The 13,202-nt window shown below is 58.5% G+C and carries 12 protein-coding genes; 9 read left to right on the forward strand and 3 right to left on the reverse strand.

Features of this window, described 5'->3' with window-relative positions:
* Positions 1–53 precede the first annotated feature (53 nt).
* Positions 54–950, reverse strand: coding sequence for a LysR family transcriptional regulator (locus PMI01S_RS22275; protein WP_084322289.1), 897 nt, complete (start codon positions 948–950; stop codon positions 54–56).
* A 106-nt stretch (positions 951–1,056) separates the two neighbouring features.
* On the opposite strand from PMI01S_RS22275, the gene PMI01S_RS22280 reads away from it, so the two are divergent.
* The 8 genes from PMI01S_RS22280 (at position 1,057) to rpoS (ending at position 8,179) form a co-directional block, all read left to right on the forward strand.
* The gene (locus tag PMI01S_RS22280) at positions 1,057–2,169 is read left to right on the forward strand and encodes an S-(hydroxymethyl)glutathione dehydrogenase/class III alcohol dehydrogenase (protein WP_084322290.1); all 1,113 of its coding nucleotides are present in this window, start codon (positions 1,057–1,059) and stop codon (positions 2,167–2,169) included.
* Positions 2,170–2,177: 8 nt separating this feature from the next.
* Complete coding sequence (gene fghA / locus PMI01S_RS22285; protein ID WP_084322291.1) at positions 2,178–3,023, forward strand: S-formylglutathione hydrolase; 846 nt, start codon at positions 2,178–2,180, stop codon at positions 3,021–3,023.
* Positions 3,024–3,066: 43 nt separating this feature from the next.
* Complete coding sequence (gene ispF / locus PMI01S_RS22290) at positions 3,067–3,540, forward strand: 2-C-methyl-D-erythritol 2,4-cyclodiphosphate synthase (protein WP_084322292.1); 474 nt, start codon at positions 3,067–3,069, stop codon at positions 3,538–3,540.
* Positions 3,537–4,595 carry a tRNA pseudouridine(13) synthase TruD gene (truD, locus tag PMI01S_RS22295; protein WP_084322293.1) on the forward strand — a complete coding sequence of 353 codons (1,059 nt, stop codon included), beginning with the start codon at positions 3,537–3,539 and terminating at the stop codon, positions 4,593–4,595. The genes ispF and truD overlap by 4 nt, the downstream gene beginning before the upstream one ends.
* On the forward strand, positions 4,583–5,332 hold the full coding sequence (gene surE, locus PMI01S_RS22300) for a 5'/3'-nucleotidase SurE (protein ID WP_084322294.1): 750 nt from the start codon (positions 4,583–4,585) through the stop codon (positions 5,330–5,332). Before truD ends, surE begins: the two co-directional genes overlap by 13 nt.
* A gap of 38 nt (positions 5,333–5,370) precedes the next feature.
* A complete protein-coding gene (locus PMI01S_RS22305; protein WP_174602683.1) occupies positions 5,371–6,006 on the forward strand; it encodes a protein-L-isoaspartate(D-aspartate) O-methyltransferase in 636 nt (211 codons plus the stop codon).
* 202 nt (positions 6,007–6,208) lie between these two features.
* Positions 6,209–7,066 (forward strand): peptidoglycan DD-metalloendopeptidase family protein, encoded by an 858-nt coding sequence (locus PMI01S_RS22310; protein ID WP_084322295.1) that lies wholly within the window; start codon positions 6,209–6,211, stop codon positions 7,064–7,066.
* A gap of 105 nt (positions 7,067–7,171) precedes the next feature.
* On the forward strand, positions 7,172–8,179 hold the full coding sequence (gene rpoS, locus PMI01S_RS22315; RefSeq protein ID WP_084322296.1) for an RNA polymerase sigma factor RpoS: 1,008 nt from the start codon (positions 7,172–7,174) through the stop codon (positions 8,177–8,179).
* Between the two features lie 752 nt (positions 8,180–8,931).
* On the opposite strand, the gene fdxA is transcribed toward rpoS, so the two are convergent.
* Positions 8,932–9,255, reverse strand: a complete 324-nt coding sequence (fdxA, locus tag PMI01S_RS22320; protein WP_007908827.1) for a ferredoxin FdxA — start codon at positions 9,253–9,255, stop codon at positions 8,932–8,934.
* Between the two features lie 142 nt (positions 9,256–9,397).
* A complete protein-coding gene (gene mutS, locus PMI01S_RS22325) occupies positions 9,398–11,977 on the reverse strand; it encodes a DNA mismatch repair protein MutS (RefSeq protein ID WP_084322297.1) in 2,580 nt (859 codons plus the stop codon).
* 199 nt (positions 11,978–12,176) lie between these two features.
* Here mutS and PMI01S_RS22330 point away from each other — a divergent pair, with 199 nt between their 5' ends.
* Entirely contained in the window at positions 12,177–12,911 is a 735-nt protein-coding gene (locus PMI01S_RS22330) for a LexA family transcriptional regulator (RefSeq protein WP_084322326.1), read from the forward strand.
* The last annotated feature ends 291 nt before the right edge of the window (positions 12,912–13,202 follow it).

Raw genomic sequence — 13,202 nt, forward strand, 5'->3', positions numbered from 1 at the left:
CAAGAGACCGCATTTCTAATGTAGGAGCTATCGCAGCCTGCGATCTTTTGACCTTAAGTCCGATACTCCGGCCGCTCGGCCAAACCTTCCTTCAGATAGTCCACCAACTTGCGCACCTTGGGCGACAAGTGTCGTTGCTGTGGATAAAGCGCCCACACCGCCGTGTTCGGTGGCTGATGCGCCTCCAGCAATGAAATCAAAGAGCCGGCTTTCAAATGCTCCAGCACGTAATAGTCCGGCAACTGACACAAGCCGACACCCTGTAACGCCGCATCCAGCACCGCTTGCCCGCTGTTGCAGCGCCAGTTTCCCTGTACTCGCTGGGAAAACTCTCGCCCGTTCTGTTCCAGTTGCCAGAGGTCCGAACTGCCGATAAGGCAGTTGTGGCGGCTCAGTTCCGACAAGCTGTGTGGGCGACCATACCGTTCTAGGTAGGAAGGAGATGCACACAGGTACATGCGCCGCGGCGCCAGTCGCGTTGCCACCAATCGCGAATCCTGAAGACGACCGAGGCGAATCGCCAGATCCAGGCCTTCATGCACCAGGTCCAATTGCCGGTTGCTCAGTTCGATATCGATTCGAAGTTGTGGATAAAGCCCCATGAATCTCGTTACCAGCGGCACGATGAAGCGCTCGCCGTACGCCACTGCGCAGGTCATGCGCAACATGCCTTTGGGCTCGCTGGTCAGATCGCCGACTGCTCTGAGCGCTTCTTCACGACCGTCCTGCAAACGCTGGCAATGCTGCAAAAAAGTCTGGCCGGCTTCGGTCAGCGTCACGCGACGGGTGCTGCGATAAAGTAGTCGCGTGTGAAGGCGCTCTTCGAGGCGTACTATTTGGCGACTGATGTGGGAGGAAGAAACCCCCAGACGCTCCGCAGCCGCCGTAAATTGGCTGCATTCGGCAACGGCGACGAATTCGTCGATACCTTCCCAGCGGTTCTCGAGCATCGAGATTATCCCTGTGTGGCAATAATGTTTTGCTTTCGTCCTGATTATTCATCGTCGGGCGCCGTATTACACTTCCTGTCTCGTTTTTATGCACTGGAGAATCCACATGATCAAGTCGCGCGCTGCCGTTGCCTTCGAGGCCAAGAAACCCCTCGAGATCGTTGAAGTCGATGTCGCCATGCCCAAGGCCGGTGAAGTTTTGTTGCGTGTAGTTGCCTCAGGTGTCTGCCATACCGATGCGTACACGCTGTCGGGCGCTGATCCGGAAGGCATCTTTCCGTCGATCCTCGGTCACGAAGGTGGCGCGGTGGTTGAAGCCATCGGTGAGGGCGTGACCTCAGTGGCGGTCGGCGATCACGTCATCCCGCTGTACACCCCGGAATGCCGCCAGTGCAAATTCTGCCTGTCGGGCAAGACCAACCTGTGTCAGGCGATTCGCGCCACTCAAGGCAAAGGCCTGATGCCGGATGGCACTACGCGTTTTTCCTACAAGGGCCAGCCAATTTTCCACTACATGGGCACCTCGACGTTTTCCGAGTACACCGTGTTGCCGGAAATCTCCGTCGCCAAAATCCAGAAAGAAGCGCCACTGGAAAAAGTTTGCCTGCTGGGCTGTGGTGTCACCACCGGCATCGGTGCCGTGCTGAATACCGCCAAGGTGAAACCGGGTGATACCGTGGCGATTTTCGGTCTTGGCGGTATTGGTCTGTCAGCGATCATCGGTGCGGTCAAAGCCAAGGCTGGGCGGATCATTGCCATCGACATCAACCCGGCCAAGTTCGAGATCGCCAGGCAGCTCGGTGCAACCGACTGCGTAAACCCGAAAGATTTCGACCGCCCGATTCAGGAAGTCATCGTTGACATGACCGATGGCGGCGTCGAGTTTTCCTTCGAGTGCATCGGCAATGTCCAACTGATGCGCGCCGCACTCGAGTGCTGCCACAAGGGCTGGGGCGAGTCGGTGATCATCGGCGTGGCCGGTGCAGGTCAGGAAATCTCCACCCGTCCATTCCAGTTGGTGACCGGTCGCGTCTGGCGCGGTTCGGCGTTCGGCGGTGTGCGTGGTCGCACCGAATTGCCAAGCTATGTCGAAATGGCCGAAACCGGCGAAATCCCGTTGGACACGTTCATCACTCACACCATGGGCCTGGAAGATATCAACAAGGCTTTCGACCTGATGCATGAAGGAAAAAGCATCCGTTCCGTCATCCATTTCTGAGGTCCGCCATGAGCCTGGAAAATATCTCCTGCCAGAAAAGCTTCGGCGGCTGGCACAAACGCTACCGGCACCGCTCCGAGGTGCTCGGTTGCGACATGGTGTTTGCCGTGTACTTGCCTCCGCAAGCGGAGCAGGGCGGCAAACTGCCGGTGCTGTACTGGTTGTCCGGGCTGACCTGCACCGACGAGAACTTCATGCACAAGGCCGGCGCCCTGCGCATGGCCGCGGAGCTCGGGCTGATCATCGTCGCACCGGATACCAGTCCTCGCGGTCCGGATGTGCCGGGTGACCCGGATGGCGCCTGGGACTTCGGTCTCGGCGCCGGGTTTTATCTGAATGCCACGCAGGAACCTTGGTCCCGCCACTATCGGATGCATGACTATGTCGTGCAGGAATTACCGACATTGGTCGAGGCTCATTTCCCGGCATCGGACAAGCGCGGCATCAGTGGTCATTCCATGGGCGGTCACGGCGCGCTGGTCTGCGCATTGCGCAATCCGGGGCGCTATCAGTCGGTGTCGGCGTTCTCGCCAATCAACAATCCGATGGACTGCCCGTGGGGTCAGAAAGCCTTTTCCCGTTACCTGGGAGAGGACCGTTCGAAATGGCGCGAATGGGATGCCTGCGCATTGATTGCCGAGGCCGACGAGAAGCTGCCGCTGTTGGTTGACCAAGGTGATCGTGATGATTTCCTCGCCACGCAGCTCAAGCCTGAAGCCTTGCAACAAGCGACCAAACTGGCCGGACATCCGCTGACGTTGCGCCTGCAACCGGGCTACGACCACAGCTATTTCTTCATCGCCAGCTTCATTGATGAACACTTGCAGCATCACGCACGCGCCCTAGGCGTCTAATGCAGGTAGAATCACGCCCTGACAAAAATCGGGGCGTTTTTTTATGCGTATTGGCCACGGCTATGATGTGCACCGTTTCGCTGAAGGCGATTTCATTACTCTGGGCGGCGTGCGCATTGCACACGGCTTCGGGCTGCTCGCTCACTCCGACGGTGACGTCCTGCTGCACGCCTTGAGCGATGCCTTGCTCGGCGCTGCTGCGCTGGGTGATATCGGCAAGCACTTCCCGGACACCGACCCGAAATTCAAGGGCGCCGACAGCCGTGTGCTGTTGCGTCACGTCGTCGCACTGGTCCACGCCAAGGGCTGGAAAGTCGGCAACGTCGATAACACCATCGTCGCCCAGGCGCCGAAAATGGCCCCGCATATCGAATCGATGCGCGCGCTGATTGCCGCGGATCTTCAAGTTGAGTTGGATCAAGTGAACGTGAAAGCTACCACCACCGAAAAACTCGGCTTTGTCGGTCGCGAAGAAGGTATCGCCGTGCATTCCGTTGCCTTGTTGCTGCGCGCATGAACGAACTGCAATTGCTCGGCCCGCGTGCCTACGGTGAAGCCCTCGGCACCGCAGTGTTGAAAGCCACGGCGGAAGATTTCCAGGTCGATGAAGTGCTCAACATCCCGCTCAGTGGCGATGGCGAACATCTGTGGATCTGGGTGGAAAAGCGCGGACTGAATACCGAAGAAGCGGCACGGCGAATTGCCAAGGCAGCGGGTGTGCCATTGCGCACCGTCAGCTACGCCGGCCTCAAGGATCGTCAGGCGCTTACCCGCCAGTGGTTCAGCGTGCAACTGCCGGGCAAGGCCGATCCTGATTTGTCGGCGGCGGAAAACGATACGCTGAAAATCCTCAAGACCGGTCGACATAAACGCAAGCTGCAACGCGGTGCCCATTCGGCCAACGGTTTCACCTTGCGCCTGACACAGTTCGCGGGCGACAAAGCGGCCATCGAAGCGCGCCTGCAACTGATCGCCAAACAAGGTATCCCCAATTATTTCGGCGCCCAGCGGTTCGGGTTCGACGGCGGCAATGTGGTCGACGCCCGAGCCTGGGCGGCGCGCAAGGCTTTGCCGGAGCAACGCAACGTTCGTTCGCGGTTGCTCTCCACCGCGCGCAGTTTTCTGTTCAACCAGGTATTGGCGGCGCGTGTGGCTGATGGTACCTGGCAGCAGGCGCAGGTCGGTGATCTGCTGGCGTTCACCGACAGCCGAAGCTTCTTTCCGGCCGGTGAGGCCGAGTGCAGCGACCCGCGACTGGCGATTCTCGACCTGCACCCGACCGGCCCGCAGTGGGGAGAAGGTGACTCGCCGGCGACGGGCGCTGTCCATGAACTGGAGCAGGCAATCGCCGCGCGCGAAGCGGATCTGCGTGATTGGTTGATTAACGCCGGTATGAGCCACGAACGTCGCATCCTGCGACTGCCCATTGGTGGGTTGACGTGGCATTATCCCGAGCCTGACATTCTGCAACTGGAATTCGTCCTGCCGGCCGGATGCTTCGCCACCGTATTGGTGCGTGAACTCGTCGATCTGGTGCCGGTGGGGCAGACGGACAGCCCATGCGTATTCTGATTTCTAACGACGATGGGGTAACCGCACCCGGTCTCGCTGCGCTTTATGCTGCGCTGGCGGATTACACCGAATGCGTGGTTATCGCCCCGGACCAGGACAAAAGCGGCGCCAGCAGTTCGCTGACGCTCGACCGTCCGTTGCACCCGCAAACCCTGATCAACGGCTTTATCAGCCTTAATGGCACACCGACCGATTGCGTGCACCTGGGTCTCAACGGCTTGCTGGAGCTCGAACCGGACATGGTGGTTTCCGGTATTAACCTGGGCGCGAACCTGGGCGACGATGTGTTGTATTCCGGCACCGTGGCAGCGGCCCTCGAAGGACGTTTCCTGGCGCGTCCTTCGTTTGCCTTTTCGTTTGTCTCACGGCAAGTCGAGAACCTTCCCACAGCCGCTTACTATGCGCGCAAACTGGTGGAGGCCCACGCCGACCTTGACCTGCCACCGCGCACGGTATTGAACGTGAACATTCCCAATTTGCCGCTGGACCACATCCGCGGAATCCAGCTCACTCGCCTCGGTCATCGCGCTCGCGCAGCGGCACCGATGAAAGTGGTCGACCCGCGTGGCAAGGCCGGTTACTGGATCGCTGCGGCGGGCGATGCCGAAGACGGCGGTCCGGGCACCGATTTCCATGCGGTGATGCAAGGCTATGTGTCCATCACGCCACTGCAACTGGATCGCACCTTCAATGATGCCTTCCGAAGCCTTGATGGCTGGCTGGAGGGATTGCGCTAATGGCTCGTGAACAAGACCCGATGCATCGCGGTATCGGGATGACCTCGCAACGCACCCGCGAGCGTCTGATCCAGCGATTGTATGAGGAGGGCATTTCCAACGCCAAGGTGCTGGAAGTGATTCGCCGTACGCCGCGACACCTGTTCGTCGACGAGGCGCTGGCGCACCGTGCCTATGAAGACACGGCGCTGCCGATCGGCAACAACCAGACGATCTCCCAGCCTTACATGGTGGCCCGCATGAGCGAGCTGCTGCTGGAGGCGGGGCCGCTGGACAAGGTGATGGAAATCGGCACGGGGTCGGGTTATCAGACCGCGATCCTGTCGCAACTGGTCGAGCGGGTTTTTTCCGTCGAACGCATCAAGGTTTTGCAGGACCGGGCCAAGGAGCGTCTGGTCGACCTCAACCTGCGCAACGTGGTCTTCCGCTGGGGCGATGGCTGGGAAGGCTGGCCGGCGCTGGCACCGTACAACGGCATCATCGTGACGGCGGTGGCGACCGATGTGCCCCAGGCATTGCTCGACCAGTTGGCCCCTGGAGGGCGACTGGTGATACCGGTCGGGTCGGGTGAGGTTCAACAGTTGATGCTGATCATCCGTGAAGAGCACGGGTTTTCCAGGCGTGTTCTGGGGGCGGTGCGTTTCGTTCCATTGCTCAACGGGCCACTGGCCTGAGCATTTGTTTCGTCCCGGTGAATTCTCTTCGATTGCCCCTGTCTTACAGCGGCGTCGATCAGTTAAACGGGATTCATCGTCAGGTAGCAAACGTGTGCTTCGCTTCATTAAAGGTAAAGCCTGCACCGCCCGTTATACTTGCGACACTTCATGCCGGGAACACGGCAATTCAATATTTCAGCCACCACAAAGGGAGCGGCGGGTGAGTCTCACAGTCATTGCGCAGCGAATGGGTATAACGAGCTTTCAGCGCCTGGTGACTGGCCTTGTCTTGAGTACCTTGCTGGTCGGTTGTTCCAGCACCAAATCGAGCGACGTGCGCGTCGTCGATCGCAACAACGCCGTCGCCCAGCGTCCGGCAGTGACCACGGGTCAGTACGTGGTTCGACCTAAAGACACGATGTTCTCGATCGCTTTTCGCTACGGCTGGGACTACAAAGCCCTCGCGGCGCGCAACAACATTCCTGCGCCCTACACGATACATCCGGGTCAGACGATTCGCTTTGACGGTCGCACCGGTTCAACGCCGACGGCGGTGGTCAGCCCGGCCAATTCGGCGCCTTCATCGTCGAGTAAAACCACGGTAATCCGGCGCCAGCCAAATGGCGCAACTACGACGACAACGGTGGTAGCACCGTCCGTCGCCAACAAGCCAGCGCCTGCTCCGATGCCTCCTGCAGGCCCGGCCCCGACCGGCTGGGGGTGGCCTTCTAATGGCATTCTTATTGGAAAATTCTCTTCAAACGGTAGTTTGAATAAAGGAATTGATATCGCCGGAGATTTGGGACAGCCTGTTTTAGCTGCGTCTGATGGGACGGTGGTATACGCCGGGAGTGGCTTAAGGGGCTACGGCGAATTAGTCATCATCAAACACAGCGATACCTACGTCAGTGCCTACGGTCACAACCGCAGGCTGTTGGTTCGGGAGGGGCAGCAGGTCAAGGTCGGACAGACAATTGCCGAAATGGGGTCAACGGGTACAGACCGGGTGAAACTGCATTTTGAGATTCGCCGACAAGGTAAACCTGTAGATCCGCTGCAGTTCCTGCCACGTCGTTGATTTGTTACCAGCCTGTTCCGTCACGTAGAGGGAACAGGCTCCAGCGTTGCCAAGGATAGAGGCGCCGCTTGAGCTTGAGGTCGAACTCACCAAAGGACTATAACAATGGCTCTCAGTAAAGAAGTGCCGGAGTTTGACATCGACGATGAGGTTCTCCTGATGGAGGCCGGTATCGATACGGATTCGATGTCGAATGATGAAGGGGCTGCTCCACCTTCCGTTCGTGCCAAATCCAAACACTCCGCTTCGTTAAAGCAACACAAGTACATTGACTACACGCGTGCACTCGATGCGACGCAGCTGTACCTCAATGAAATTGGCTTTTCCCCTCTGCTGTCCCCCGAAGAAGAAGTTCACTTTGCACGCTTGTCGCAAAGTGGCGATCCGGCCGGGCGCAAACGCATGATTGAAAGCAACCTGCGGCTGGTGGTGAAAATCGCCCGACGCTATGTCAATCGTGGCTTGTCGCTGCTGGACCTGATCGAAGAGGGCAACCTCGGGCTGATTCGGGCGGTAGAGAAGTTCGACCCCGAACGTGGCTTCCGTTTTTCGACCTACGCAACCTGGTGGATTCGTCAAACCATCGAGCGTGCGATCATGAATCAGACCCGGACTATCCGGTTGCCGATCCATGTGGTCAAAGAACTCAACGTGTACCTGAGGGCCGCACGGGAGCTGACGCAAAAACTCGATCACGAACCCTCACCCGAAGAAATCGCCAACCTGCTGGAAAAACCGGTGGGGGAGGTCAAGCGCATGCTCGGCTTGAACGAGCGGGTTTCTTCGGTCGACGTCTCGCTGGGTCCGGATTCGGATAAAACCCTGCTGGATACCCTTACCGACGACCGTCCAACCGATCCGTGCGAACTGCTGCAGGATGACGACCTGTCTCAGAGCATCGATCAATGGCTCTCGGAACTGACCGACAAGCAGCGCGAGGTGGTGATACGCCGCTTCGGTCTGCGCGGTCATGAGAGCAGTACGCTGGAAGATGTAGGTCTGGAAATCGGCCTGACCCGTGAGCGCGTCAGACAGATCCAGGTTGAAGGCCTGAAGCGGCTGCGGGAGATTCTGGAGAAAAATGGTCTGTCCAGCGAGTCGCTGTTTCAATAAGAAAATCGCTTGAGCCGCAAGTAAAAAGCCCCGACTGGTTCGGGGCTTTTTGTTGTCCCTGTAGGAGCCGGCTTGCTGGCGATCCAGACCCCCGCGGTTAACCAGATAATCCGCGTGATCGTTCATCGCCAGCAAGCCGGCTCCTACAGGGGGGGACCTCAGGTTTGTAGTTTCGCGTTGTAAGTCTTTGCTTACTCTTTCGTAAGTGTTCGTTATTTTTACACCCTGGCAGACGACTATTGTTTGTCTGTTCTTGCTTTATCTTACTGATATTTATAGATATTTATAAAAGTTAAGCGCATATGGCAGCCGGTTTTTGCCTGGGAAGGCGATTGCGCTTGCCCGGGAACTCTCTAGTATTCAGGTTGTGTCGACGGACAGACACGCCCTTCAAGGATGAGGGGAAAGGACATTGCAGGACGCGATTCATCAGGACGATGAAAAGGAACACAGGGAATAGGGAAAAAATGTGGGCGGGTCAAACCGCCCCTTTTTTTTGCCTTTTTTTTGGTTGGGATGCCGCTTCATTTTCAGCGTGGGTACGGTCTCTTGTAGGAACCGGCTTGCTGGCGAAGATCGTTAACGATAACACGTGATGTCTGAATCAACGCGGCGTATTTGAGTCCATCGCCAGCAAGCCGGCTCCTACGGGTTTTGCGTTATCCGTGTTTCCAGGGGGCTATGAAGAACCTTTTCCGTCTGTAGAAAAGCAAAAAGGCCCGCAAGGGGCCTTTTCGGGAACGCGGGGCAAATCAGCGTTCGAGGTCTTTGATCTTGCCTTTGACGCCATCCCACTCTTCGGCATCGGGCAGCGATTCTTTCTTCTCGGTGATGTTTGGCCAGATTTCGGCCAACTCAACGTTCAGCTGAATGAATTCCTGCATCTCTTCCGGGACCTCATCTTCAGAGAAGATGGCCACGGCAGGGCATTCTGGTTCACACAGTGCGCAGTCGATGCACTCATCCGGGTGAATCACCAGGAAGTTCGGGCCTTCGTAAAAGCAGTCCACCGGACAGACTTCTACGCAGTCGGTGTACTTGCACTTGATGCAGTTGTCGGTGACGACGAAGGTCATTTCTAATTTTCTCCTCAGGCGGCGGCAGCGGAGCCCCTTCACGTTGGGGTCGCCAGGTTTGGGAGCGATAGTCTGCAGACCAGGCTATTAGCCTGCAGCATCCCAAACCGCGCGAGATTCTAACAGCTTGCAGGCAAGTGCGTTAGATCCGTGTCTTTAGTGTATAGAGCATTTCTAGCGCGCGACGCGGCGTCAAGTCATCCAGATCCAGTTTGGCCAGTTCATCGAGCACCGGATGCGGCAGGCTGGCGAACATGTCGCTCTGCTGTGGCGCGGCCGGTTTGCCTTTGGCTGCCTTGGGCACTTCATGGGGCAGCGCGGTGGCTTCCAGTCGACCCAGGTGCTCGCGAGCACGCACGATCACTTCGCTCGGTACGCCGGCCAGTTGCGCCACGGCCAGGCCGTAGCTCTGGCTGGCAGGCCCGGGCAGCACGTGGTGCAGGAACACGATGCGTTCGTTGTGTTCGGTGGCGTTGAGGTGCACGTTGGCCACCAGCGGTTGCGCTTCCGGCAACACCGTCAACTCGAAGTAGTGGGTGGCGAACAGCGTGTAGGCTCGCAGGTGCGCCAGGCGTTCGGCTGCGGCCCACGCCAGGGACAAGCCGTCGAAGGTGCTGGTGCCGCGACCGACTTCGTCCATCAGCACCAGGCTGCGCTCGGTGGCGTTGTGCAAAATGTTGGCGGTTTCGCTCATTTCGACCATGAAGGTCGAACGCCCACCGGCCAGGTCATCGCTGGAACCGATCCGGGTGAAGATCCGGTCCACCAGCGACAATTCGCAACTGGCCGCCGGTACGAAACTGCCGATGTGCGCCAGCAACACGATCAATGCGGTCTGACGCATGTAGGTGGATTTACCGCCCATGTTCGGACCGGTGATCACCAGCATGCGAGTACTGTCGTCGAGGCTCAGGTCATTGGCCACGAACGGCGTGGTCAGCACTTGCTCGACCACCGGGTGACGACCCTGGCTGATACGCATGCACGGCTCATCGACGAAGCGCGGGCAGTTCAGGTCGAGGTTCAGCGCGCGTTCGGCAAGGTTGCTCAGCACATCCAGTTCGGCCAGTGCCGCGGCGGTGTCCTGCAGCGGTGGCAACTGGGCGATCAGGTCTTCGAGCAGCGCTTCGTAAAGCATCTTTTCGCGAGCCAGGGCGCGGCTCTTGGCCGACAGTGCCTTGTCTTCGAATGCTTTGAGTTCCGGCGTGATAAAACGCTCGGCGCCTTTCAGGGTCTGGCGGCGGATGTAGTCGGCCGGCGCTGATTCGGCCTGCTTGCTCGGCAGCTCGATAAAGTAACCGTGAATGCGGTTGTACCCGACTTTCAGGTGCGACAGACCGGTGCGGGCCTTTTCGCGTGCTTCCAGATCGATCAGGAACTGCCCGGCGTTTTCGCTCAGCGATTGCAACTCGTCGAGTTCGCTGTCGTAACCGGTTTTCAACACGCCGCCATCGCGGATCACCGCAGGCGGGTTGTCGATGATGGCTTTTTCCAGCAGTGCCGCCAGTTCCGGGTAGGTGCTGGTGGTCTTGGCCAGTTGAATGATGTGCGGCGCTTCGAGCTCGGTCATCGCCACTTGCAGCTCAGGCAGAGCACCAAGCGCATCGCGCAGACGAGCGAGGTCGCGAGGACGGGCATTACGCAAACCGATTCGCGCGAGAATCCGCTCGATGTCACCGATTTCCTTGAGCTGCGGTTGCAGCTTTTCGAAGCGGTAGCCGTCGAGCAGGCACGTGATCGAGGTCTGACGCGCGAGCAAAACCTTCAGGTCGCGCAACGGCCGGTTCAGCCAGCGGGTCAGCAGACGACTGCCCATCGCGGTCTGGCAACGATCGACCACCGATTGCAGCGTGTTGTCGCGACCGCCGGCCAGGTTGGTGTCCAGTTCCAGGTTGCGACGGCTCGCGCCATCCAGCACCACGGTGTCGTCCAGACGCTCATGGCGCAGGCTGCGCAAATGGGGCAGGGCGGTGCGTTGGGTTTCCTTGGCGTAGCTGAGCAGGCAACCGGCGGCGCCGATGGCGAGGGTCAGGTTCTCGCATCCGAAACCTTTCAGGTCCTGGGTCGAGAATTGCTGGCAGAGACTTTTCAGCGCCGAGTCGCGCTCGAAATCCCACGGCGCACGACGACGAACCCCGCGGCGTTTCTCCGCCGGCAAATCTTTCGGCCAGTCATCCGGGATCATCAGCTCCACCGGATTGACCCGCTCCAGTTCCGCCAGCAGGTTTTCCCAGCCCTTGATCTCCAGCACGGTGAAGTTGCCGCTGGTGATGTCCAGCACCGCCAGCCCGAACAGACGCTCGTCACCCAGCACCGCCGCGATCAGGTTATCCCGACGCTCATCCAGCAGCGCTTCATCGCTGACCGTGCCCGGCGTGATGATCCGCACCACCTGACGATCCACCGGCCCCTTGCTGGTCGCCGGATCGCCGACCTGCTCACAGATCACCACGGACTCGCCGAGCTTGACCAGTTTCGCCAGGTAACCTTCCGCGGCGTGGTAAGGAATCCCGCACATCGGAATTGCCTGACCGGCCGACTGCCCACGGGCGGTCAGGGTGATGTCCAGCAACTTGGCGGCCTTCTTCGCGTCTTCATAGAAGATCTCGTAGAAGTCACCCATGCGATAGAACATCAGCTGGTCGGGGTGCTGGTTCTTCAGGCGCCAGTACTGCTGCATCATTGGCGTGTGAGAGGACAGATCGGTGAGTGCTTTATTCATCGGATATCAGGCAAATTCGTTGAAAGGTGTAGGGCAAAGGAGGGACATCGGCCCGGCTTTTCCGCGATGGGCGCAAGGTTAACATGGGCGGTCCACCCGACGCAGGCATGAAAGCCGCGGGATACATTTCTGCAGCTTATGCACGAATTATGCAAAACAGCATTTGTCATCGGAAAAAAGATCAAGCACTATGCGCGTTATGCAAAAACGCAATGTTTCTACCGTATTAAGAGCGCTGCTCGATCAGCACGGGATCTCCCCCACGGAGCTTCACCGTCGCACCGGCGTGCCTCAATCCACTCTCTCGCGAATCCTCAGCGGGAAGATCGTCGATCCTTCGGACAAACACATCTCGAAGATCGCCGAGTACTTTGCCGTGAGCACTGACCAGTTGCGAGGCCGTGCGGATGTCGCGCCCGCCGTCAATTCCGGTCGCGATGAATTGCATTCCGAACTCAAGGACATAAGCCTGTGGGATGACGATACGCCCGTCGATGACGACGAGGTGTCGGTCCCCTTTCTTCGCGAGGTTGAATTGGCTGCTGGATCAGGAAGATTCGTCATCGAAGAAAGCGAGCGCTCTAGCCTGCGCTTCGGCAAACGCAGCTTGCGCCACAACGGTGTGCAGTTCGACCAGGCCAAATGCGTGACAGTGCGTGGCAACAGCATGTTGCCGGTACTGCGCGACGGCGCCACGGTGGGCGTCAATGCCGGCAAATGCGGGATCGGCGATATCGTCGACGGCGACCTGTATGCGATCAACCACAATGGTCAACTGCGGGTTAAACAGCTTTATCGTTTGCCGACGGGGATTCGCCTGCGCAGCTTCAATCGCGATGAGCATCCGGACGAGGACTACACCTTCCAGGAAATCCAGGAAGAACAAATCGTCATCCTCGGTCACGTCTTCTGGTGGGGCATGTACGCCCGTTAACCTCACCGCTGTCAGATAAAACCCGCCACTGCGCGGGTTTTTTTTCGCCTGCTGAAAACCGCCAACGCCTTTGTCTGTGGGGCTTTCATGCGCTAGTGCATTCTCAGTGCATAAATAAATGCATTTATGCATTGACTGTATATGCATCCATGCATATTCTTTGTCTCAAGCCGCTCAACAAAGCAGCTCGAAACGAAGCTCTTTAGTTCCACCACAAAGGCAGCGATGAACCGGCCTCAACGGTTCAGAGGGTTGGCAACTGACCCGGGTGTGCAGCGTAAAGCACCAGAA

The sequence above is a fragment of the Pseudomonas migulae NBRC 103157 genome (assembly GCF_002091715.1).
Lineage (GTDB): Bacteria > Pseudomonadota > Gammaproteobacteria > Pseudomonadales > Pseudomonadaceae > Aquipseudomonas > Aquipseudomonas migulae_A.

Bases quoted from the DNA above. Each gene is read 5' to 3' on its own strand.
- PMI01S_RS22275 (WP_084322289.1), bottom strand. From the start codon at position 950: ATGCTCGAGAACCGCTGGGAAGGTATCGACGAATTCGTCGCCGTTGCC.
- PMI01S_RS22280 (WP_084322290.1), top strand. From the start codon at position 1,057: ATGATCAAGTCGCGCGCTGCCGTTGCCTTCGAGGCCAAGAAACCCCTC.
- fghA (WP_084322291.1), top strand. From the start codon at position 2,178: ATGAGCCTGGAAAATATCTCCTGCCAGAAAAGCTTCGGCGGCTGGCAC.
- ispF (WP_084322292.1), top strand. From the start codon at position 3,067: ATGCGTATTGGCCACGGCTATGATGTGCACCGTTTCGCTGAAGGCGAT.
- truD (WP_084322293.1), top strand. From the start codon at position 3,537: ATGAACGAACTGCAATTGCTCGGCCCGCGTGCCTACGGTGAAGCCCTC.
- surE (WP_084322294.1), top strand. From the start codon at position 4,583: ATGCGTATTCTGATTTCTAACGACGATGGGGTAACCGCACCCGGTCTC.
- PMI01S_RS22305 (WP_174602683.1), top strand. From the start codon at position 5,371: ATGACCTCGCAACGCACCCGCGAGCGTCTGATCCAGCGATTGTATGAG.
- rpoS (WP_084322296.1), top strand. From the start codon at position 7,172: ATGGCTCTCAGTAAAGAAGTGCCGGAGTTTGACATCGACGATGAGGTT.
- fdxA (WP_007908827.1), bottom strand. From the start codon at position 9,255: ATGACCTTCGTCGTCACCGACAACTGCATCAAGTGCAAGTACACCGAC.
- mutS (WP_084322297.1), bottom strand. From the start codon at position 11,977: ATGAATAAAGCACTCACCGATCTGTCCTCTCACACGCCAATGATGCAG.
- PMI01S_RS22330 (WP_084322326.1), top strand. From the start codon at position 12,177: ATGCAAAAACGCAATGTTTCTACCGTATTAAGAGCGCTGCTCGATCAG.